This window comes from Quadrisphaera sp. DSM 44207 (assembly GCF_900101335.1).
GTDB lineage: Bacteria > Actinomycetota > Actinomycetes > Actinomycetales > Quadrisphaeraceae > DSM-44207.
Window position 1 is genome coordinate 373,793 of the sequence record NZ_FNKA01000002.1, and the last position, 17,553, is coordinate 391,345.

General features: G+C 76.7%; 18 protein-coding genes and 1 tRNA gene. 5 read left to right on the forward strand and 14 right to left on the reverse strand.

Annotated features, from left to right (window positions below; genetic code table 11):
* Nucleotides 1–22 precede the first annotated feature (22 nt).
* The 5 genes from mshC to BLS82_RS07905 all read right to left on the reverse strand — a co-directional run bounded on the left by mshC (nucleotide 23) and on the right by BLS82_RS07905 (nucleotide 4,459).
* Entirely contained in the window at nucleotides 23–1,303 is a 1,281-nt protein-coding gene (gene mshC, locus BLS82_RS07885; RefSeq protein WP_092863715.1) for a cysteine--1-D-myo-inosityl 2-amino-2-deoxy-alpha-D-glucopyranoside ligase, read from the reverse strand.
* Between the two features lie 98 nt (nucleotides 1,304–1,401).
* Nucleotides 1,402–2,154 (reverse strand): ABC transporter permease, encoded by a 753-nt coding sequence (locus BLS82_RS07890; protein WP_092865030.1) that lies wholly within the window; start codon nucleotides 2,152–2,154, stop codon nucleotides 1,402–1,404.
* A gap of 49 nt (nucleotides 2,155–2,203) precedes the next feature.
* Entirely contained in the window at nucleotides 2,204–3,097 is an 894-nt protein-coding gene (locus BLS82_RS07895) for an SCO1664 family protein (RefSeq protein WP_369811070.1), read from the reverse strand.
* On the reverse strand, nucleotides 3,067–3,636 hold the full coding sequence (locus tag BLS82_RS07900; protein ID WP_092863718.1) for a DUF3090 domain-containing protein: 570 nt from the start codon (nucleotides 3,634–3,636) through the stop codon (nucleotides 3,067–3,069). The genes BLS82_RS07895 and BLS82_RS07900 overlap by 31 nt, the downstream gene beginning before the upstream one ends.
* A gap of 10 nt (nucleotides 3,637–3,646) precedes the next feature.
* Complete coding sequence (locus BLS82_RS07905) at nucleotides 3,647–4,459, reverse strand: histidine phosphatase family protein (RefSeq protein WP_092865036.1); 813 nt, start codon at nucleotides 4,457–4,459, stop codon at nucleotides 3,647–3,649.
* An 81-nt stretch (nucleotides 4,460–4,540) separates the two neighbouring features.
* Between BLS82_RS07905 and corA the strand changes: the two genes are divergently transcribed.
* The gene (gene corA / locus BLS82_RS07910; RefSeq protein WP_092863721.1) at nucleotides 4,541–5,512 is read left to right on the forward strand and encodes a magnesium/cobalt transporter CorA; all 972 of its coding nucleotides are present in this window, start codon (nucleotides 4,541–4,543) and stop codon (nucleotides 5,510–5,512) included.
* A gap of 54 nt (nucleotides 5,513–5,566) precedes the next feature.
* Here corA and BLS82_RS07915 read toward each other — a convergent pair whose 3' ends face one another.
* Together BLS82_RS07915 and BLS82_RS07920 are read right to left on the reverse strand one after the other, a co-directional pair.
* Nucleotides 5,567–6,412, reverse strand: a complete 846-nt coding sequence (locus tag BLS82_RS07915; protein ID WP_092863724.1) for an undecaprenyl-diphosphate phosphatase — start codon at nucleotides 6,410–6,412, stop codon at nucleotides 5,567–5,569.
* Nucleotides 6,409–7,461: an LLM class F420-dependent oxidoreductase gene (locus tag BLS82_RS07920; protein ID WP_218123799.1), complete on the reverse strand. Its 1,053-nt coding sequence runs from the start codon at nucleotides 7,459–7,461 to the stop codon at nucleotides 6,409–6,411. Before BLS82_RS07920 ends, BLS82_RS07915 begins: the two co-directional genes overlap by 4 nt.
* A gap of 156 nt (nucleotides 7,462–7,617) precedes the next feature.
* Here BLS82_RS07920 and BLS82_RS07925 point away from each other — a divergent pair, with 156 nt between their 5' ends.
* Nucleotides 7,618–8,586, forward strand: a complete 969-nt coding sequence (locus BLS82_RS07925; RefSeq protein ID WP_092863730.1) for an aldo/keto reductase — start codon at nucleotides 7,618–7,620, stop codon at nucleotides 8,584–8,586.
* A gap of 169 nt (nucleotides 8,587–8,755) precedes the next feature.
* Here the strand turns inward: BLS82_RS07925 and BLS82_RS16375 are convergent, their stop codons facing one another.
* Entirely contained in the window at nucleotides 8,756–9,151 is a 396-nt protein-coding gene (locus BLS82_RS16375) for a primosomal protein (protein WP_176818991.1), read from the reverse strand.
* A 39-nt stretch (nucleotides 9,152–9,190) separates the two neighbouring features.
* Between BLS82_RS16375 and BLS82_RS07935 the strand changes: the two genes are divergently transcribed.
* Nucleotides 9,191–9,412 (forward strand): DUF5703 family protein, encoded by a 222-nt coding sequence (locus tag BLS82_RS07935; RefSeq protein WP_092863733.1) that lies wholly within the window; start codon nucleotides 9,191–9,193, stop codon nucleotides 9,410–9,412.
* 46 nt (nucleotides 9,413–9,458) lie between these two features.
* On the opposite strand, the gene BLS82_RS07940 is transcribed toward BLS82_RS07935, so the two are convergent.
* A complete protein-coding gene (locus tag BLS82_RS07940; RefSeq protein ID WP_092863736.1) occupies nucleotides 9,459–10,793 on the reverse strand; it encodes a M20/M25/M40 family metallo-hydrolase in 1,335 nt (444 codons plus the stop codon).
* Between the two features lie 126 nt (nucleotides 10,794–10,919).
* Here BLS82_RS07940 and BLS82_RS07945 point away from each other — a divergent pair.
* Together BLS82_RS07945 and BLS82_RS16760 are read left to right on the forward strand one after the other, a co-directional pair.
* Nucleotides 10,920–11,004, forward strand: a tRNA-Leu gene (locus BLS82_RS07945).
* A gap of 224 nt (nucleotides 11,005–11,228) precedes the next feature.
* A complete protein-coding gene (locus BLS82_RS16760; protein ID WP_176818992.1) occupies nucleotides 11,229–11,672 on the forward strand; it encodes an AraC-like ligand-binding domain-containing protein in 444 nt (147 codons plus the stop codon).
* Between the two features lie 547 nt (nucleotides 11,673–12,219).
* Here BLS82_RS16760 and BLS82_RS07955 read toward each other — a convergent pair.
* The 5 genes from BLS82_RS07955 to BLS82_RS07975 all read right to left on the reverse strand — a co-directional run bounded on the left by BLS82_RS07955 (nucleotide 12,220) and on the right by BLS82_RS07975 (nucleotide 17,545).
* A complete protein-coding gene (locus BLS82_RS07955; RefSeq protein ID WP_092863742.1) occupies nucleotides 12,220–13,665 on the reverse strand; it encodes a sugar porter family MFS transporter in 1,446 nt (481 codons plus the stop codon).
* A 108-nt stretch (nucleotides 13,666–13,773) separates the two neighbouring features.
* Nucleotides 13,774–14,946 (reverse strand): DUF3500 domain-containing protein, encoded by a 1,173-nt coding sequence (locus BLS82_RS07960; RefSeq protein WP_092863745.1) that lies wholly within the window; start codon nucleotides 14,944–14,946, stop codon nucleotides 13,774–13,776.
* A 72-nt stretch (nucleotides 14,947–15,018) separates the two neighbouring features.
* Nucleotides 15,019–15,381, reverse strand: a complete 363-nt coding sequence (locus tag BLS82_RS07965) for a SpoIIE family protein phosphatase (RefSeq protein ID WP_092863748.1) — start codon at nucleotides 15,379–15,381, stop codon at nucleotides 15,019–15,021.
* A gap of 76 nt (nucleotides 15,382–15,457) precedes the next feature.
* Nucleotides 15,458–16,882, reverse strand: a complete 1,425-nt coding sequence (locus BLS82_RS07970) for a nicotinate-nucleotide adenylyltransferase (protein WP_092863751.1) — start codon at nucleotides 16,880–16,882, stop codon at nucleotides 15,458–15,460.
* A gap of 90 nt (nucleotides 16,883–16,972) precedes the next feature.
* Complete coding sequence (locus BLS82_RS07975) at nucleotides 16,973–17,545, reverse strand: hypothetical protein (RefSeq protein WP_092863754.1); 573 nt, start codon at nucleotides 17,543–17,545, stop codon at nucleotides 16,973–16,975.
* Between the last annotated feature and the right edge of the window lie 8 nt (nucleotides 17,546–17,553).

The window sequence follows — 17,553 nt, forward strand, 5'->3', positions numbered from 1 at the left end:
GGCGCGTGCCGCCGCTGACCGCTCACAGGCGCACGCCGAGCAGGGCGTCCACCGCGCGCTCGACCAGCCCGGGCGCTCCCGCGGGCGGCGCGGCGGGCGGCGCGTCACCCCGCCCGCCGGCCAGGCGCGCGTGCGCCCACGCGTCCACCACGGCCAGGGCCCCGGGCGCGTCCAGGTCCTCGGCCAGGCGCTCGCGCACCCCCGCCAGGACGGCGGGCTCGTCGTCCTGCTCCGGCCCGCCGCCGGAGCGGGAGAGCGCCGCGCGCCAGCGCCCCAGGCGCTCCTCGGCCTCGCGCAGGCCCTGCGCCGTCCACGCCCAGTCGCTGCGGTAGTGGTGGGCCAGCACGGCCAGGCGCACCGCCGCCGGGTCCGTGCCCTGGGCGCGCAGGCGCGAGACGAGCACGAGGTTGCCGCGCGACTTGCTCATCTTCTCGCCGTCCAGGCCCACCATGCCGGCGTGCACGTAGCGGCGCGCGAACGGCGGCCCGTCGAGGACGTGCCCGTGGGAGGCGCCCATCTCGTGGTGGGGGAAGACGAGGTCCGAGCCGCCGCCCTGCACGTCGATCGGGTGCCCCAGGTGCTCGCGCGCGATCACCGTGCACTCGACGTGCCAGCCGGGCCGCCCCCGCCCGAGGTCCCCGCCGTCCCACGCCGGCTCCCCGGGGCGCTGCAGGCGCCACAGCAGCGGGTCGAGGGGGTCGCGCTTGCCGGGCCGGTCCGGGTCGCCGCCGCGCTCGGCCGACAGAACCGCCATCGCGGCCCGGTCCAGGTGCGAGACGCCGCCGAACAGGGGGTCGGCGGCGGTGGCGAAGTACACGTCGCCGTCGGGCTCGCCGTCCGCGCCCGGCACCCGGTAGGCCGCCCCGTCCTCGAGGAGGCGCCGCACGGCCGTCGCGATGAGCGGGATCGACTCCACCGCACCCACCCAGGCGTCGGGCGCCAGCACGGCCAGGGCGGTCATGTCCTGCGCGAACAGCGCGCTCTCGCGGGCGGCGAGCTCGCGCCAGTCCTCCCCGCTCGCGCGGGCCCGCTCCAGCAGCGGGTCGTCGACGTCGGTGACGTTCTGCACGTAGCGCACGCGGTGCCCCGCGTCGCGCCAGGCGCGCTGCAGCAGGTCGAACGCCAGGTAGGTCGCGGCGTGCCCGAGGTGCGTGGCGTCGTAGGGGGTGATGCCGCACACGTACAGGGTGGCGTCGACGTCCTGCGCGGCGGGCACGAGCGCGCCCGTGGCGGTGTCGTGCACCAGCACCGGCCCCCCGCGGCCCGGCAGGTCGGGAACGGGCGGGGAGGGCCAGGAGCGCACCGGCCGACCCTACCGGCGGCCCGGCCCCGCACCCGCCTGCCCCGCTCCGCTGGGCCGCTGGGCCGCTGGGCCGCTGCGCCGCTGCGGTGAGCGGGGGCTCAGGTCGGCAGGCGGGCGGCGAGGTCGGGCGCGAGCAGGACGCGGCGCGCCACGAGCTCGACGACGACCAGCACCGCGAGCGCCTGCGCCGCGAGCAGGCCGACGAGCACGAGCAGCTGCACCGCGGCGGCCGAGACGACCGACCCGCCGCCGAGCAGGACGCCGACGAACGCGCCGGGCAGGGTGACCAGGCCCACGGTGCGCGTCTGGTCCAGGGCGGGCACGAGGGCCAGCCCCGCGGCCGGGCGCGCCACCTCCAGGGCGGCCTCGCGCGCCGGGAGGCCGAGGGAGAGGGCCGCCTCGTACTCCCCGGTGCGGACGCCGAGCTCGTCGGCCGTGCGGCGGCCCGCCAGGGTCGTGGCGGTCATCGCGCCGCCCACGAGGATCCCCGCGACGGGCAGCACGCTCTGCGGCTGCGCGGGCACGGCGCCGGAGGCGAGCACCAGCACGAGCACCGGGGCGGCGCCGGCGGCCACCGGCACGGCGGCCCACGGCGTGCGCAGCGGCAGGCCGAGGCGGCGCGAGGACGTCGCGGCGGCCACGGCGAGCATCGCGGCGACCCACAGGGCCGTCCACGCCAGGGACGTCAGCACCGCGGCGAGCACCAGCGCCACGCCCGCCAGCTGCGCGGTGGCGCGCAGGGCCGCTGCCACCACGGCGCGGCGCAGCGGCAGGCGGGCCAGGGCGAGCGCCAGGACCGCCACGCCCACCAGGGCCACCAGCACGCCGGCCAGCGCCGGCGACGGCGTCACCACGGGCGTGCGGCCAGACGTGCGGCCCGACGTGCGGCCCGACGTGCGGTCAGAACGGCGGCCAGGGCAGGGTCGGCCAGCCCGGCCGCGGCCGCGGGTAGCGGCCGCGGGAGGCCAGGCGCTGCACCCGCTCCCCGAGCGCGTCGACCTCCTCGGCGGTGAGCAGGTCGCTCAGCTCGTCCGCCAGCGGCCCGGCCAGGGCCGCGGCGGTCGCGGCCAGCCGGGCGGCCCCGTCGTCGTCCACGCGCTGGCCCGCCCACCCCCACAGCACGGTGCGCAGCTTGTGCTCGCAGTGGAAGGTCAGTCCGTGGTCGACGCCCCAGACCGGCTCCTCCCCGCCCGCGCCCGCCGCCGCGGCGTCGGCGCCGGGGCCCCGCAGCGCGCCGCGCAGGACGTGGCCGCCCTTGCGGTCGGCGTTGTTGACGACCGCGTCGAACAGCGCCATGCGGCGCAGCGCGGGGTGCTCGGCGTGCACGAGCAGCACCGAGCGCCCGTCGGTGCCCGAGCCCTCCACGACCGCGTGCCAGCCCTGGGGCACCCGGCTCGGGGGCACGACGTCGACCAGCCCGGCGCCGGGCACCGGGGTGCTCGGGAGCAGGGGGCCGACCCACAGCTGCACCGACCCCGCCCCGCGCGGGCCGTCGCGCAGCACGGTGGGCGGCACGACGTCCCAGCCGCCCGCGGAGGAGACGAGCCACGCGGCGAGCTCCCGCTCGGCGAGCGTGCCGTCGGGGAAGTCCCACAGCGGCGCCTCGCCCGCGACGGGCTTGTACACGCAGCGGGCGCGCGCGCCGTCCAGCTCGACCTCGGCGACGAGGGTGGTGTTGGAGGCGCCGGCGACGCGGCCGAGCACCTGCAGCTCCCCGCGGGAGAGCAGGTCCAGCGGGTCGGGCGCGCCGGGGGCGGGGGTGGTCAGCGCCGGTACCCGTTCGCGCGGGGGCAGACGTGGCCGGAGGGCTCGAGGGGGTCGCCGCAGAACGGGCACGGGGGGCGGCCCGCCGCGACCACGGCCAGGGCCCGGCTGGCGAAGGAGCGGGCCGTGGCGCCCGACAGGTGCACGCGCAGCACCGAGCGGGGGTCGTCGTCCCCGCCGGTGGCGGCCCCGGCGCCCTCGGCCTCCTCGGTGCCCTCGTCGACCTCGAAGCACTCGATCACCACGAGCTGGCGGTCGCCGTCCCAGGCCAGCGTCATGGTGCCGACCCGGAACTCCTCCTCGATCGGCGTGTCCAGCGGGGCGGTGTCGCCGGCGTCGGACGGGGCGACGGCGGGCACGGGCGCGGAGCCGCCGCTGCGCCGCACCACCTCGTCGAGCAGCTCCTCGACCCGCTCGGCCAGCGCAGAGACCTGCGTCTTCTCCAGCGCCACGCTGGTCAGGGAGGCACCGGAGCGGGCCTGGAGGAAGAAGGTGCGCGACCCGGGCGGGCCGACGGTGCCGGCGACGAACCGGTCCGGGGGGTCGTAGTCGAAGACCTGCCGGGGCATGGGCGCGACCCTACCCGCGGGCCCCGGCGGGCCCGGTGGCACCGGCGTCCGCGCCGCCGGGGCCCGTGGTGCCGGGGCCCGTGGTGCCGGAGCCCGCGGTGCCGGGACCCGCGCCGCCGCCGACGGCGGCGTCCGAGCCCGAGCCCGAGCCGGAGCCCGCGCCGTCCTCGGCGGGCGGCAGCAGGCCCGAGACGTCGCCGCCGGTGTCGTTGACGCGCACGGCGAAGGGCCGCAGCGGCGTGTAGCGGACGACGGAGACCGAGGCGGGGTCGACGACGATGCGCTGGAAGGCGTCCAGGTGCATGCCGAGCGCGTCGGCGAGCACGGCCTTGATGACGTCGCCGTGGGAGACGGCCACCCACACCGCGTGCGCCCCGTGCTCGGCCGCCACGCGCGCGTCCACGCGCCGGACGACGTCGAGGGCGCGCGACTGCATGGTGCGCATCGACTCCCCGTCGGGGAAGGTCACCGCGCTGGGGTGGGCCTGCACCACCGGCCACAGCGGGTCCTCGGTCAGCTCCTTCAGCGGGCGGCCGGTCCAGGAGCCGTAGTCGCACTCGGACAGGTCGTCCTCGACGTCCACGCCCGGGCGCGGCGCCTCCTCGGTGCCGCCCGCCCCGGTGATCGCGGCGGCCGTGGCGCGGCAGCGCTGCAGGGGGCTGGAGACCACGGCCGCCAGCGGCAGCGGCGCCAGGCGCTGCGCGAGCGCGGCCACCTGGGCGCGCCCGGCGTCGTCGAGGTCCACCCCCGGGGTGCGCCCGGCCAGCACCCCGCCGGCGTTGGCGGCCGTGCGGCCGTGGCGGACGAGCAGCAGCGTGGGCACCGGCACACCGTACGCACCGCCCGCTCCCCCGCCCGGCGGGCCTCCTGGGCACGAGCGGCACCGCCCGACGAGGATGGCCCCGTGATCGTGGACACCGCGGCCTACGTGGACGCCCAGCGGCAGGCGGCGCAGGACTGGTCGCAGGCGCTGCAGGCCCGCCGCGCGGCCGGCGAGGGCTTCGTGTGGATCGGTCTGCACGACCCGACGCTGGAGGAGCTCACCCACCTGGCGAACGAGCTGCAGCTGCACCCGCTCGCCGTCGAGGACGCCGTGCGCGGGCGCCAGCGCCCCAAGCTGGAGGTCTACGACAGCTCCCTCTTCCTCGTCCTGCGCCCGCTGGAGTACGTGGAGGAGACCTCCCAGATCGAGACCGGCGAGCTGATGGTCTTCGTCGGGGACCGGTTCGTCGTCACCGTCCGACGCGGGCGCACCCGCCCGCTGCGCGACGTGCGCGCCCGCGTCGAGGCCCAGCCGCAGCTGCTGCGCGGCGGCCCGGCGCAGGTGCTGCACGCCGTCATGGACGCCGTCGTCGACCGCTACACGGAGATCGACGAGGAGGTGGCGCGGGACCTCGCCGCGTTCGAGGACGAGGTGTTCTCGGGCGCCTCCCGCCGCGACACGACGGCGATCTACGCCCTGAAGCGGGAGGTGCAGGAGATGCGCCGGGCGCTGGAGCCGCTGGTGCGCCCGGCCACGCAGCTGGCGCGGGCGCAGCTGCCGTTCGTGCCGAAGAAGGCGCGGGCCTTCTTCGGCGACGTCCTGGACCACCTGGTGCGCACCCTCGACCACGTCGAGGGCTACGACAAGCTCCTCACCGACCTGCTCAACGTGCACCTGACGCAGGTGTCGGTGCGCCAGAACGAGGACGTGCGCAAGATCTCCTCGTGGGCGGCCATCGCCGCGGCCCCCACGCTGGTCGCCAGCGTGTACGGGATGAACTTCGAGCACATGCCGGAGCTGGGCTGGCACTACGGCTACGCGTGGGCCCTGGCGCTGATCCTCGGGGTCTCCGGCGGCCTGTACGCGGCGTTCAAGCGCTCCGGCTGGCTGTGACGCCCGGTCGTGACGCCCGGTCGTGACGCCCGTCGGGGACGGCGGCCGCGCCGCTCAGGCGCCGCTCGCGGTGAGCACGCCCGTGCCGAGCAGGGCGTAGACCACGGCCGCCAGCGCGACCCGGTAGAGGACGAACGGGCGGAAGTCGTGGCTGCTGATGTAGCGCAGCAGCCACGCGATGACGGCGTAGCCGACGCCGCCCGCGATGGCGGTCGCCAGCAGCGTCGGCCCCCAGGCGACGGTGGCGAGGTCCTCCAGGCCCTTGGCCACCTGCAGACCGCCCGAGGCGAGGACGGCCGGGATCGCCAGGAGGAAGGAGTAGCGGGCGGCCGCCTCGCGCGTATACCCCATGAGCAGGCCCGCGGCGATGGTGCCGCCCGAGCGGGAGACGCCGGGCACGAGGGCCGCGGACTGCGCCAGCCCGAAGAGCAGGCCGTCGCGCCAGCCGAGCTCGTCGAGGGTGCGCCGGGCGAGGGCGCGGCGGTCGGCGACGTGCAGGACGACCGCGAAGACCCACAGCATCGTGGCGGTCAGCCACAGGTTGCGCACCGCGGGGCCCTCGATGGCGTCCTGGAAGGCGTAGCCGAGGAACCCGATCGGCAGCGAGCCGATGATCACCAGCCAGCCCATGCGGGCGTCGGGGTGGTTCTGCGGCAGGCGCCGCGCCTGGGCCAGCACCCAGGCGCGCGCGATGCGCCAGATGTCGCGCCGGAAGTACACGAGCACGGCGGCCTCGGTGCCCAGCTGGGCGATGGCGGTGAACGCCGCGCCCGGGTCCTCGCTGCCGATCAGCTGCCCGACGACGCTCAGGTGCGCGCTGGAGGAGATCGGCAGGAACTCCGTCAGCCCCTGCACCAGCCCCAGGATGGCGGCGTCGACCCAGCCCGGCCCGGCGCTCACGCGCCCGTCCCGGCGGCGTCGAGGGCGTCCGCGAGGACGCCGAGGTCCGCCAGCCGCTGCTCCAGCGCCGGCGCCATCGGCGCGGCGCAGACGGTGGTGACGCCGACCCCCGCGAGGGCCTGCAGCCGGTCGCGCAGCGCGGGCGCCGGGCCGATCAGGCACGTGGCCTGCAGGAAGGCGCGGGGCACGGCGGCCGCCGCCTCCCGGTGCCGGCCCGCGAGGAAGTGCTCCTGCACCCGCGCCGCCTCCGCTCCGTAGCCCATCCGCTCCGCCAGGCGGCGGTAGAAGTTCTGCTCGCGGCTGCCCATGCCGCCCAGGTACAGCGCCGCGTGGGCGCGCACGGGGCCGCTGGCCGCCTCCGCGGCGTCCGCGCGCGCCGGCGCCGGCCCGTCGGCGGTGACGACCAGCGGCACGGTCGGCGCGACGTCGAAGCCGTCGCTGCCCGCCGCGGGGTCGCGCCGCCCGCGCCCGCGCGCGAGCGCCGCCAGCGCCTCCTGAGCGTGCTCGGGGCTGAAGAAGACCGGCAGCCACCCGTCGGCGACCTGCCCGGCGAGCTCGACGTTGCGGGGCCCGACCGCGGCCAGGTACACGGGGATCCGCTCGCGCGGCGGGCACAGCGCCAGCCGCAGCGGCACCCCGGGCCCGTCGGGCAGCGGCAGGCGCAGGTGCTCGCCGTCGTAGGCCACGGGACGGCGCGACAGGGCCAGGCGGACGACGTCCACGTACTCGCGGGTGCGCGCCAGCGGCGCGTCGAAGCGCACCCCGTGCCAGCCCTCGGACACCTGCGGGCCGGAGACGCCCAGGCCGAGGCGGAACCGCCCGCCGGAGAGGGTGTCGAGGGTCGCGGCCGTCATCGCCGTGGCGGCGGCGCTGCGCGCGGGCACCTGCATCACCGCGCTGCCCAGGCCGATGCGCGTGGTCTGCGCGGCCAGCCACGCGAGCACGCTCGGCGCGTCGGAGCCGTACGCCTCGGCGACCCAGGCGGTGGAGCAGCCGACCTCCTCGGCCCGGCGCGCCAGGGCGAGGGACTGCGCGGGGCCCGAGGCCACCTCGGCACCGGGGCGGGCGGTCGAGGGGCTCCCGCTCCAGTAGCCGAGGGTGACGGCGAGTTCCACGTCGCACGAGCCTACGGCGCTGCGCGAGCGCGAGGTCGCGGCCGGGGCGATCCGCCACGCGCTGCGGTCGCCGCCGCTAGCCTGCCGGGCGTGGAGGAGCGGTACGTCGGGCGGTCGGGCCTGCGGGTGTCACCCCTGGGGCTGGGCACCCTGACGTGGGGCCGCGACACCGACGAGCACGAGGCGCGCGACCAGCTGCGGGCCTTCGTCGAGGCCGGCGGCACCCTCGTCGACACCGCCGACAGCTACGGCGGCGGGGCCGCCGAGGCGGTCCTGGGGGCCCTGCTCGCGGAGGACGTGGACCGCTCCGAGGTCGTCCTGTGCACCAAGGCCGGCATCGGCCACGGCCCCGACGCGGGACGGCGCGGGCGCTGGGGGCGCGCAGACGGCTCGGCCCGCTCGATGCTCGCGGCCCTGGACCGCTCGCTCGCGCGCCTGGGCACCGACCACGTGGACCTGTGGCTGGCGCACTCGTGGGACCCGTGGGTGCCGGTGGAGGAGACGCTGCGCGCCCTGCAGGCGGCCGAGAGCACGGGGCGGGCGCGCTACGTCGGCGTGGCCGACCACTCCGGGTGGCAGCTGGCGACGGCGGCGGCCGCGTCCGGCGCCCGCGGCCTCCCGCTCGTGGCCGCCTCCGTGGAGCTCTCCCTGCTGCAGCGCGCGGCCGAGCGCGAGGTCGTGCCCGCGGCCGCCCACCACGGCCTCGGGCTGCTGGCGTGGGCCCCGCTGGCGCACGGGGTGCTGACCGGCAAGTACCGCGGCGGCGCCCCGGCGGACTCGCGCGCGACCTCCGCCGAGCTGGCGCCGTGGGTGCGCCCCTACCTCGGCGACGAGCACCGGCGCGTGGTGCACGCGGTGAGCACGGCCGCGCAGGGGCTCGGGGTCGCGCCGCTGGAGGTGGCGCTGGCGTGGGTGCGCGACTCCCCCGGCGTCGTCTCCGCCGTGGTCGGGGCGCGCACGGCGGGGCAGCTGCTCGGGGCGCTGGAGGTCGAGGACCTCGTCCTGCCCCCGGAGATCCGGGCGGCGCTGGACGACGTCTCGCGCCCCTCCTCGGCATGAGGCACGCCCTCGTCACGCTCGGCCCGGCGTCGAGGGCGCCCGCCCGCTCCCCCGTCGATCCCGGGGCCGGCGCCCGTTCCCCGCGCCGGTCTCGGGGTCGGTGCCGATGACACGCCGGGTCCGCGGGCCACGACCCCGGGATCGCGGCGCCGACAGGTGGGCGCGCGGGTCACAGGCGCGTGGCCGGCCCGTCCCCGCGGGCGTCGTCCCCGGCCTCGTCGTCGATCTCGGTGTCGTCCTCGGTGTCGTCCTCGGTGTCGTCCTCGGCGTCGTCGAGGTCCTCCTCCTCGAGGTCCTCGTCGGCGTCCTCGTCCTCCGCGTCCTCGTCGTCGTCCGCGTCCTCGTCGTCGTCCGCGTCCTCGACGTCGTCGTAGAGGACGAACGGGGTGACCTCGTCGTGCGCGGAGTACAGCGCCTCGTCGTAGGCCTCGAAGGCGTCGGCCAGGGCGCGGTAGGCGGCCTCCACCGCCGGGTCCTGCTCCCCGCGCCGGCGCTGGGCGGCCTGCAGGTGCGCCTCCAGCGCGGCCACGAATCGGTCGAGCGCAGCGCGGGGGTCGGTCGCCATGCAGCAGACCGTAGCGGGCCGGGGGCATGATGGGCACCGATGAGGGACGCGAGCCTGCCGCAGCCGAGCCGACCGGCGCCCGAGTACGAGTACCGCACCATCACCCTGCCCCGCGGCACCAGCCGCGCGCAGGCGCGCCAGCTGCTCACCGAGCACGCCGAGTACGGCCGCTGGGAGCTGGCGCGCGTGCGCCTGTACGTCGGCGGCGCGCGCACCGTGCAGCTGCGCCGCCGGATCCTGCGGGTCCAGCGCTCCCTCTGAGCGCCGGACGGCGGGCGGCGGCCGCCCGAGCGCCGCGGCCCGCCGCTCAGCAGGTGCGCAGGAAGCGGTCGAGCACGCGGGTGCCGAAGCGCAGCGCGTCCAGCGGCACGCGCTCGTCCACGCCGTGGAAGAGGCCGGCGAAGTCGAGGTCGGCCGGCAGCCGCAGCGGCGCGAACCCGTAGCCGGGGATGCCGAGCTGGCTGAAGGACTTGTTGTCCGTGCCGCCGGAGAGGCAGTACGGCAGCACGCGGGCGCCCGGGTCCTCCGCCAGCAGCGCGTCGACCATGCGGTCGACCACCGGCGCGTCGTAGGGGGCCTCCAGGGCGACGTCGCGGTGCACGACCTCCACGGCCACGCCCTCGCCGGCCAGCTCGCGCACGGTGCTCACGAGCTGCTCCTCGTGCCCGGGCAGGAAGCGCCCGTCCACGAGCGCGGTCGCGGTGCCGGGGATGACGTTGTGCTTGTACCCGGCCTCCAGCACCGTGGGGTTGACGCTGTCGCGCAGGGTGGCGCCCACCCAGCGGGCCGTCGTCCCGAGCTGGGCCAGCAGGTGCTGCGGGTCGCTCGGGTCGAGCTCGACGCCGGTGATCTCGCTGACGCCGTCGAGGAAGGCGCGCACGGTCGGGGTCAGCTCGATCGGCCACTCGTGGGCGCCGATGCGGGCGACCGCCCGGCACAGGCGGGTGACGGCGTTGTCGTCGTTGACCTGCGAGCCGTGCCCGGCGCGCCCGGAGGCGACCAGGCGCAGCCACGCCAGGCCCTTCTCCGCGGTCTGCAGCAGGTAGCAGCGCTGCCCCGCGACGTCGATGGAGAAGCCGCCGACCTCGCTGACCGCCGCGGTGGCGCCCTCGAACAGCTCGGGGCGGTGGTCCACGAGCCAGTGGGCGCCCTTGAGGCCGCCGGCCTCCTCGTCGGCGAGGAACGCGACGACCAGGTCGCGGGGAGGACGCCGCCCGCTGCGCACCGCCTCGCGCAGGACGGCGAGCATCATCGCGTCCATCCCCTTCATGTCCACGGCGCCGCGCCCCCACAGGCAGCCGTCGCGCTCCTCCCCGGCGAAGGGGTCGACCTGCCAGTCGGCGGCGCGGGCGGGGACGACGTCCAGGTGGCCGTGGACGAGCAGCGCGCCGCGCTCGGCGGTGCCGGCGGGATCGCCCTCGACGCGGACGACGACGCTGGCGCGGCCGGGCTCGCTCTCGATCAGCTCCGGGTCCAGGCCGACCTCGGTGAGCAGGCCCATCACGTGCTCGGCGGCGGCCCGCTCCCCCGGGCCGGAGCCGTCGCCGTAGTTGGAGGTGTCGATGCGCAGCAGGTCGCGGCACAGGTCGACGACCTCGACCTCCGCGGCGGTGGGCGCGTTCTCGGCGACGTCGACGCTCATGCCCGCACGGTAGCCACTGCACGTGTCGGGCCGGGGTCCGCTGCATGACGCAGTGGGGTGCGACGAGGCAGCGGTGCTAGTCTGCTGCCGCTGCGGAACCGCTCTCGGGAGGCTCCGGAGCCACCGGTCCGGGTGGCGGAATAGGCAGACGCGCTAGCTTGAGGTGCTAGTCCTCGTACAGAGGGTGGGGGTTCAAGTCCCCCCTCGGACACTCCTCGACCACGTCGTGGCCAGCGGCGATGCTGCCCCGAAGGTCCGAGCCCACCCCTGAGCGGGCGTCCACCCCGCCGACCCGGACCGGTGAGAACACCGCCCGCGGGCTGCGCGAGGTCGCCGACGGCCTCACGCGCTCCGGGCAGCTCCCCGCGCCCACCGGCGGTCCGGGCGGCTGGCTGCTCGACCGCCCGGACCTCGCGACCTGGGCGAGCCAGCGCGGTGATCGCGCGCACGTACGCGGACAACCGCTTCGACCTCGGCCGCCCGGACGCCGACTTCGAGCTGCGCCTGGACAGCGTCAGCGCCGGGGCGCTGACCAGCGCCCGGCTGCACTACGGCGTGCAGGGACGAGTGCGCACCGCGCCAGCGGACACCTTCATCACCGCCCTCGTGCTGAGCGGCTCGGCGTCCTTCGCCCGCCCCGGCAGCGACCGCCGTTCCTCACCGCCGGTGGGCTCTGGCGCTACGACACCGAAGAGGACCTGCACGCCACCTTCGACCCCGACTCGACGTTCGGGTCCCTCGCGCTGCCCTCGTCCGCGATCGCCGAGGCCGCCAGCACCCACGACCTCGCGCAGGCCGGCGGCGCACGAGCCACCGCGGTGCGCTTCTGGGACGACGTCGCCGTCGACGAGGGCGCCGAGCGGTACCGGGCCGGGCTGATGCGCCTGGTCCACGACCAGGCCACCGCACCGCGATCCCCCCTCGCCAGCCCCCTGGTGCGCGCCCACCTGACCCGCACCCCGGCCGCCGCGGCCCTGGTGTGCTTGCCCAACACCACGATGAGCACCGACTGCGCACCCGGCGCCGGGAACGTCGGGCCGCCACCCTGCGCCGCGCCGTCGCACACCTGCACGCCCACGCCGAGGAACCCCTCACCGTCACCGACCTCGGCGCCGCCCACCGCTCCCGGTACGGCGTCCTGCCTCGCGACACCCTGCACACCTGAGGCGACCCGGCGGCGGACGCGACCGCTGCAGCACCCCGATCTGCGGGCACCCGGTCACCGCGCCTGCCGCGGGGCCCGCACGCCACCGCGTGCGGCGCCCGCGCCGGCCCCCGTGGGGACGAGCCGGCCCGGCACGGACTCAGTGGTGCCACGTGAGCACCAGGGCGGTCGCGCCGTCGGTCGACTCCCAGAGCCCGGCCGTGACCACCGACCCGCGGCCTCGCGGCTGGGGTGCGTGTCCCGGGGTGTGGGTGTACCGAGCTACCGGGCCCGGGCGAAGTCCGCGGGCCGGAAGCGGCCCTGCGCCAGCTGCCCCTCGATCTGCTCCAGGCTGCGGCCGGTGAGCTCCGGCATCCGCCGGTACAGGAAGACGAACCCGGCGATGTTGAACAGCGCGTACAGCCAGAAGGTCTGACCGGTGCCGATCGTCTCGATGGTGCTCAGCAGCGTCAGAGTGATGAGCAGGTTCGTGCTCCACAGGGACGCCGACTGCGCCGCGGCACCGGCGGCGCGGGTGGCGAGGGGGTAGATCTCCGAGCCGGTGAGCCAGCCCATCAGCTGGATGCCGCCGGCGGTGAAGGCCATGAAGGCGATCAGCGTGGCGACGATGTACGGCACCTGCTCCTGGCCGTCGTTGCCGGTGACGAAGAAGGTGCCCAGCACGATCAGCGACAGGGCGGCTCCGGGCAGGGTGAGCAGGGTCAGCCGCCGCCGGCCTACGCGGTCGATGACGGCCAGCCCGATCAGCTGGGTGATCAGGTACGTCAGGCCGAGGGCGACGGAGACGCGCAGGGCCGCGCTGTCGGAGAACCCGTTGTCGGTGAGGATCGTCGGCGAGTAGTAGACGATCATCTCGATGCCGGACAGCTGGGTGAAGACCGCCAGGCCGCACCCGACCACCAGGGCCGGGCGCACCCACGCCTCCCGCAGGCCCCGCCAGCCGCGGGTGCTGGCCTCGCTCTCGGCCCGCACCAGGGTGCCGATGTCGTCGAGCTCGCCGGAGACGTCGGTGCCCGAGGGGCGTACGCGCGCGAGCGACTCGCGCGCCCGCTCGACCTGGCCGGCCCCGACGAGCCAGCGCGGGCTCTCGGGCAGGCGCAGCATCAGCGCGAGCATCAGCGCCGCGGGCACCGAGGCCGCGCCGACCGCCACCCGCCAGTCGATGCTCCGGCTGGCGCCGATCAGGGTGGCGATGACGATGCCGACGCCGATGGCGATCTGGAAGCACAGCACCAGGCGGCCGCGGTACCTCGTCGGCGCCAGCTCGGCGACGTAGACGGGGGCGGTCTGCGTGGCGCCGCCGACGGCGAAGCCGAGCACGAGGCGGCTCAGCGACAGCGTGACGGGGTCGGGCGCCAGCGAGGCGGCGAGCGCGCCCACGACGAAGACCACCGCGACGACCAGCAGCGTCCCGCGCCGGCCGCGCCGCTCGCCGAGGCGGCTGCACACCAGCGCCCCCACCACGGCGCCGGCCAGGATGGAAGCGGCGATCACCTGCTCCCAGCCGGTGCCGATGCCGAACTCGTCGGTGATCTGCAGCAGCGCCCCGGAGATGATGCCCGTGTCGTAGCCGTACAGCAGTCCCGAGATCGCCGAGACGAGCGCCACGACCACCACGGCGCCGGTCAGGCCGCCACCGTCGTCGCGCCGCGTGTCGGTGCCGACCCCGCCGGGCGGGGTGGAGGGGTGCTGCTGGTGCGCGGCCATCAGTCCCCTGCGTCGGCGTGGGGCGGAGCCCCTGCCAGGACGATAGGGCCGACCTGCGGAGGTCACCTCTCAGGAGCAGCGGCGTCCCGGTGCGTCGAGGGGACCGGGTCAGGCTCCGCGGTGCAGGGCCGTGCGGTGCCGGGCGAGCACGTCGAGGCCGAAGTCGGCGCCGGGGTCGCGCCACACCGAGTGGGCGTGGTTGGCGCCCCGCTGCGTGTTGTCCCACTCCACCAGCAGGCGGGGTCCCTGCAGGCGGTAGTAGTGCGGGTCGCCGGGCGCCGTGGACCCCGCCCAGGCGACGTGCACGGCGTCGAGGGCGGCCTCGTCGTCGTAGCGCCGCGCCGGGGAGACCTCGGGGGGGACGCGGTCGAGGTAGGTGCCGAGCAGGACCCGCAGCAGCTCGCGCTGCTCGGCGTCCAGCTCCGCTGCCGCCACCCCCTTCGGCGCGGTGGTGTACTCCACGGCCGCGTGGTCGGTGTCGCCGTACCCGGCGGCCTCGTCGATCCGGTCGCTCAGGCCCTGCAGCTTCTCCTGCTCCACCGGGTCCGGGAAGCGCTCGTCCCGCCAGATCCCGGCGAGCGGGATCACCCGCTGCCCCTCGGCGAGCGTCGTGCGGTTGGCGGTGACCAGGTCCGACGGCGCGCGGGGCAGCAGCACGGCCCGCGACGCCAGCTCGGGACGCAGCGACCGGACCAGGTCCCGGGCGGCGTCCTCGACCCGGGCCAGCGGCCGGTTCACCCCTCCGCCCAGCAGGGGCGACGTGGCCGGGTCCGCGCCGAGGAAGCACGGGGTCGTGGCCACGACCGCGCCGTCCACGACCAGGTTGCTGAGGGAGACGTGGTGCCCGCCGAACCGCCAGGCCCAGGGGTCGCTGCCCCCGGGCTCGCCGAAGACGCGCAGGTAGTACAGGCCCGGGTCCCGCCCGCGCTCGCGGTCGAAGCGGGTGACGAAGCCCTCGACCTGGTCGAGGACGTTCTCCAGTCCGATGATCGTCGCCACCGTGACGTACGCGGGCGTGGACAGCCCCGAGGCGACCAGCCGCATCGCGGCCCGCTGCTGGGCGGGTCGCTGCTCGTGGAACGTCAGGCCGCCGTGGTCGGTGGGCGTGTAGAACCAGCGCCGGCGCTCGGCGTCGGAGCCGTCGTCCGCAGGCACGGCGCCGGCAGCGACCCGGCGCTGCGCCGGGTCGAGGCCGTCCAGCCACGCGCTCGCGGCCTCCGCCATCCGCCGCGCCACCTCGCGCGCGGCGCCGTCGCCTCCCGGGGTGCCTGCGCCCGTCATGGCCGCAACCTAGCGCCGGAGCGCCGGAGCGGCACGGTGCGGCGCAGCGCGGCGCGGCGACCCGGCGCCGAGTCAGCGGCCCCCGGGGTGGAGGCGGACGCCGAGGACGGCCGTGTCGTCCTCGGCCGTGGCGCCCACCATCAGGCCCACCGCCTCGTGCAGCGGCTCGGGCAGGGAGGGCCCCGCCAGGGACCGGACCGTGCGCGCCAGCCTGTCGACGCCGGTGCTGAGGTGCTCCCCGCGGCGCTCGACGAGCCCGTCGCTGTGCAGGACCAGCGTCGAGCCCGCCGGGAGCGAGACGGTGTGGTCGCCGCGGGCGGTGCCGGCCTGCATCCCCAGCAGCAGGTCCGGCTGCCCGCCAGGCCGCGCTCGGAGGGGAACGTCACCTCGCGACCGCAGACCAGGCGGGACGGGTGGCCCAGCGAGCCCGCGCACGGCGGAGCCCGACGCGCGGCGGGCACCCGCCGGCCCGGGCGTCCGCTGAGCGCGGCGGCATCCCGCCCGTCGCCGGCTACCGCGTCCTGTCCTTGCGGTAGCCGAAGAAGTGCCGGCGCTTGATGACCTCGGCGACCTCGGGCGGCACCATCGCCTCCCACTCGGCGTCGTCGGTCGCGATCCGCGAGAGCACGTCCCGGGACAGGATCGACAGGTACTCGCGCCGGTACTCGTCCAGGTGCACGAAGCTGCCGCGCCCGGCGAGGTAGTCGAACAGCGGCTGCAGGCCGGGCTCGACCTGCATGTCCTCGACGGTGACGACGTCGCCGGTCTCGAGGTCCAGCATCGGGTACACGTACAGCTTGAGGTCGTTCTTGAACAGCCGGCCGAAGCTCTCCAGGATGCCCCCGGGCAGCTGCGCGTGCTCGCCCTCGTCGAAGAGGGTGATCAGGCTCGGCACCCCCATGACCACGCCGACGCGCTCGCTGGTGCGCGCCGACAGGTACGCCGCCAGCAGGTGGTAGGCGTAGTAGTTGGAGATCAGCACGGTCGTGCCGCAGGCGGCGAGCAGGTCGGCGCGGGCCAGGAAGTCGCGCCGGTCCACCTGCTCGCCGCCTGCCAGCAGGTTGCGCATGGTCAGCTCGGTGAGCAGCAGCACCGGCTTGCCGGCGACGGCCGGGTCCTGCTCGAACTCCTTGCGGGCGCAGTCGAGCATGTCGATGTTGACGACCGTCGGCGGGCGGAAGCTGCCGCGCTCGACGAGGACGGCGTGCTTGCGCAGCACCTCGCTCGGCTGGAGCACCTCCCGGTCCGGTCCGAACATCGCCACGCCGCTCAGGCCCAGCTGCACCAGGCGCAGCGCCATCAGCCGGTTGTCGACGCCGCGGAACTCGATGCCGCTGAACTGGAGCACGTCGATCTCGATGCGGCCGGTGGAGAGCCGGTCCAGCAGGCTGGCGACGATCTGGTCCGGCTCGTGGCGCTGGAAGAAGGCGGCGTGCAGCAGGTTCACCCCGACGACGCCGAGGGCCTCCTGCTGCAGCGCGGCGTCGTCGTCGAGCATCCGCACGTGCATGACGATCTGGTTGGGCTCGTCGTGGGGCTGGGCCTGGAAGCGGACGCCGATCCAGCCGTGGCACTCGTTGCCGCCCCGGTAGCTGCGGGCGACGACCGTGTCGGCGAAGGCGAAGAAGCAGGAGTCGTCGCCGCGCACGTCGGTCAGGCGGTCCACGTTGAGCGCGTACTCGTGGTCGAGCATGGCCTGCAGCCGCCCGCGCGAGACGTACCGCTCGGACCTGCCGTAGATGGCGTCGGACACGGACATGTCGTACGCGGACATCGTCTTGGCCACGGTGCCGGCGGCACCGCCGGCGCGGAAGAACCAGCGGGCGACCTCCTGGCCGGCGCCGATCTCGGCGATGGTGCCGTACCAGCGCGGGTCCAGGTTGATCCGCAGCGCCTTCTGCAGGGTGTCCGCTGCCAGCTCCGCCTCAGGTCCCATCCCCGGTCCTCGCCCCCTCCGGCCTCCGCCGTCCCCAGCCCCTGTGCTGATCCTGCCCCGCCACGGCGGCCGGCGGGAGGGTTCCGGCGGTCACGGGCGCCGCGACCCGACCAGCGCCCTCACGGCGGCGTAGCCGAGCCCGCCGGCCAGCAGCCACGGGCCCGCGACGAGCACCGGGTCCAGCGCCTGGTGGCGCACGTCGGCGCGCCCGCGCCCGACGCGGGAGGCGACGCCGTGGCGGCGGAGCTCGCTGAGCACGCCGGTCTGCGTGACCGGGTCGTCCGGCCGCAGCGTGGCGAGCGAGCGCAGGTGGTGCTCCACCGCGTCCACGCGGTCGGCGGCCAGCAGCACCAGCCAGTGCGCGGCCCGGGCCTCGCTGTACCGGTACGCCGCCCTGCGCATCACCCCCGAGAGGCCCCGGGGCGGGCAGGAGGTGCCGAAGACGGGCGGGAGGAAGGCGTGCTCGACCGAGCGCTCGCGCGGCCACCGCTCCACCTGGCGCTCGGGGAAGTCCCAGTGGGCACCGCTGGCGGCGGGGTCGAAGCGCTCCCTCGGCACCGCGGGGCGGTCCTTCGGGTCCAGGTCGACCCCCCACCCGGGGATGCGGGCCCTCAGCTGCTCGGGCGTCTCCGGCAGCGGCGGCTTGTCCGCGGTGTAGGCCATGGTCTCGG

Bases quoted from the DNA above. Each gene is read 5' to 3' on its own strand.
- BLS82_RS07900 (WP_092863718.1), bottom strand. From the start codon at position 3,636: ATGCCCCGGCAGGTCTTCGACTACGACCCCCCGGACCGGTTCGTCGCC.
- BLS82_RS07955 (WP_092863742.1), bottom strand. From the start codon at position 13,665: ATGGCCGCGCACCAGCAGCACCCCTCCACCCCGCCCGGCGGGGTCGGC.
- BLS82_RS07960 (WP_092863745.1), bottom strand. From the start codon at position 14,946: ATGACGGGCGCAGGCACCCCGGGAGGCGACGGCGCCGCGCGCGAGGTG.
- BLS82_RS07970 (WP_092863751.1), bottom strand. From the start codon at position 16,882: ATGGGACCTGAGGCGGAGCTGGCAGCGGACACCCTGCAGAAGGCGCTG.
- BLS82_RS07975 (WP_092863754.1), bottom strand. From the start codon at position 17,545: ATGGCCTACACCGCGGACAAGCCGCCGCTGCCGGAGACGCCCGAGCAG.
- BLS82_RS07935 (WP_092863733.1), top strand. From the start codon at position 9,191: ATGAGGGACGCGAGCCTGCCGCAGCCGAGCCGACCGGCGCCCGAGTAC.
- BLS82_RS07940 (WP_092863736.1), bottom strand. From the start codon at position 10,793: ATGAGCGTCGACGTCGCCGAGAACGCGCCCACCGCCGCGGAGGTCGAG.
- BLS82_RS16375 (WP_176818991.1), bottom strand. From the start codon at position 9,151: ATGGCGACCGACCCCCGCGCTGCGCTCGACCGATTCGTGGCCGCGCTG.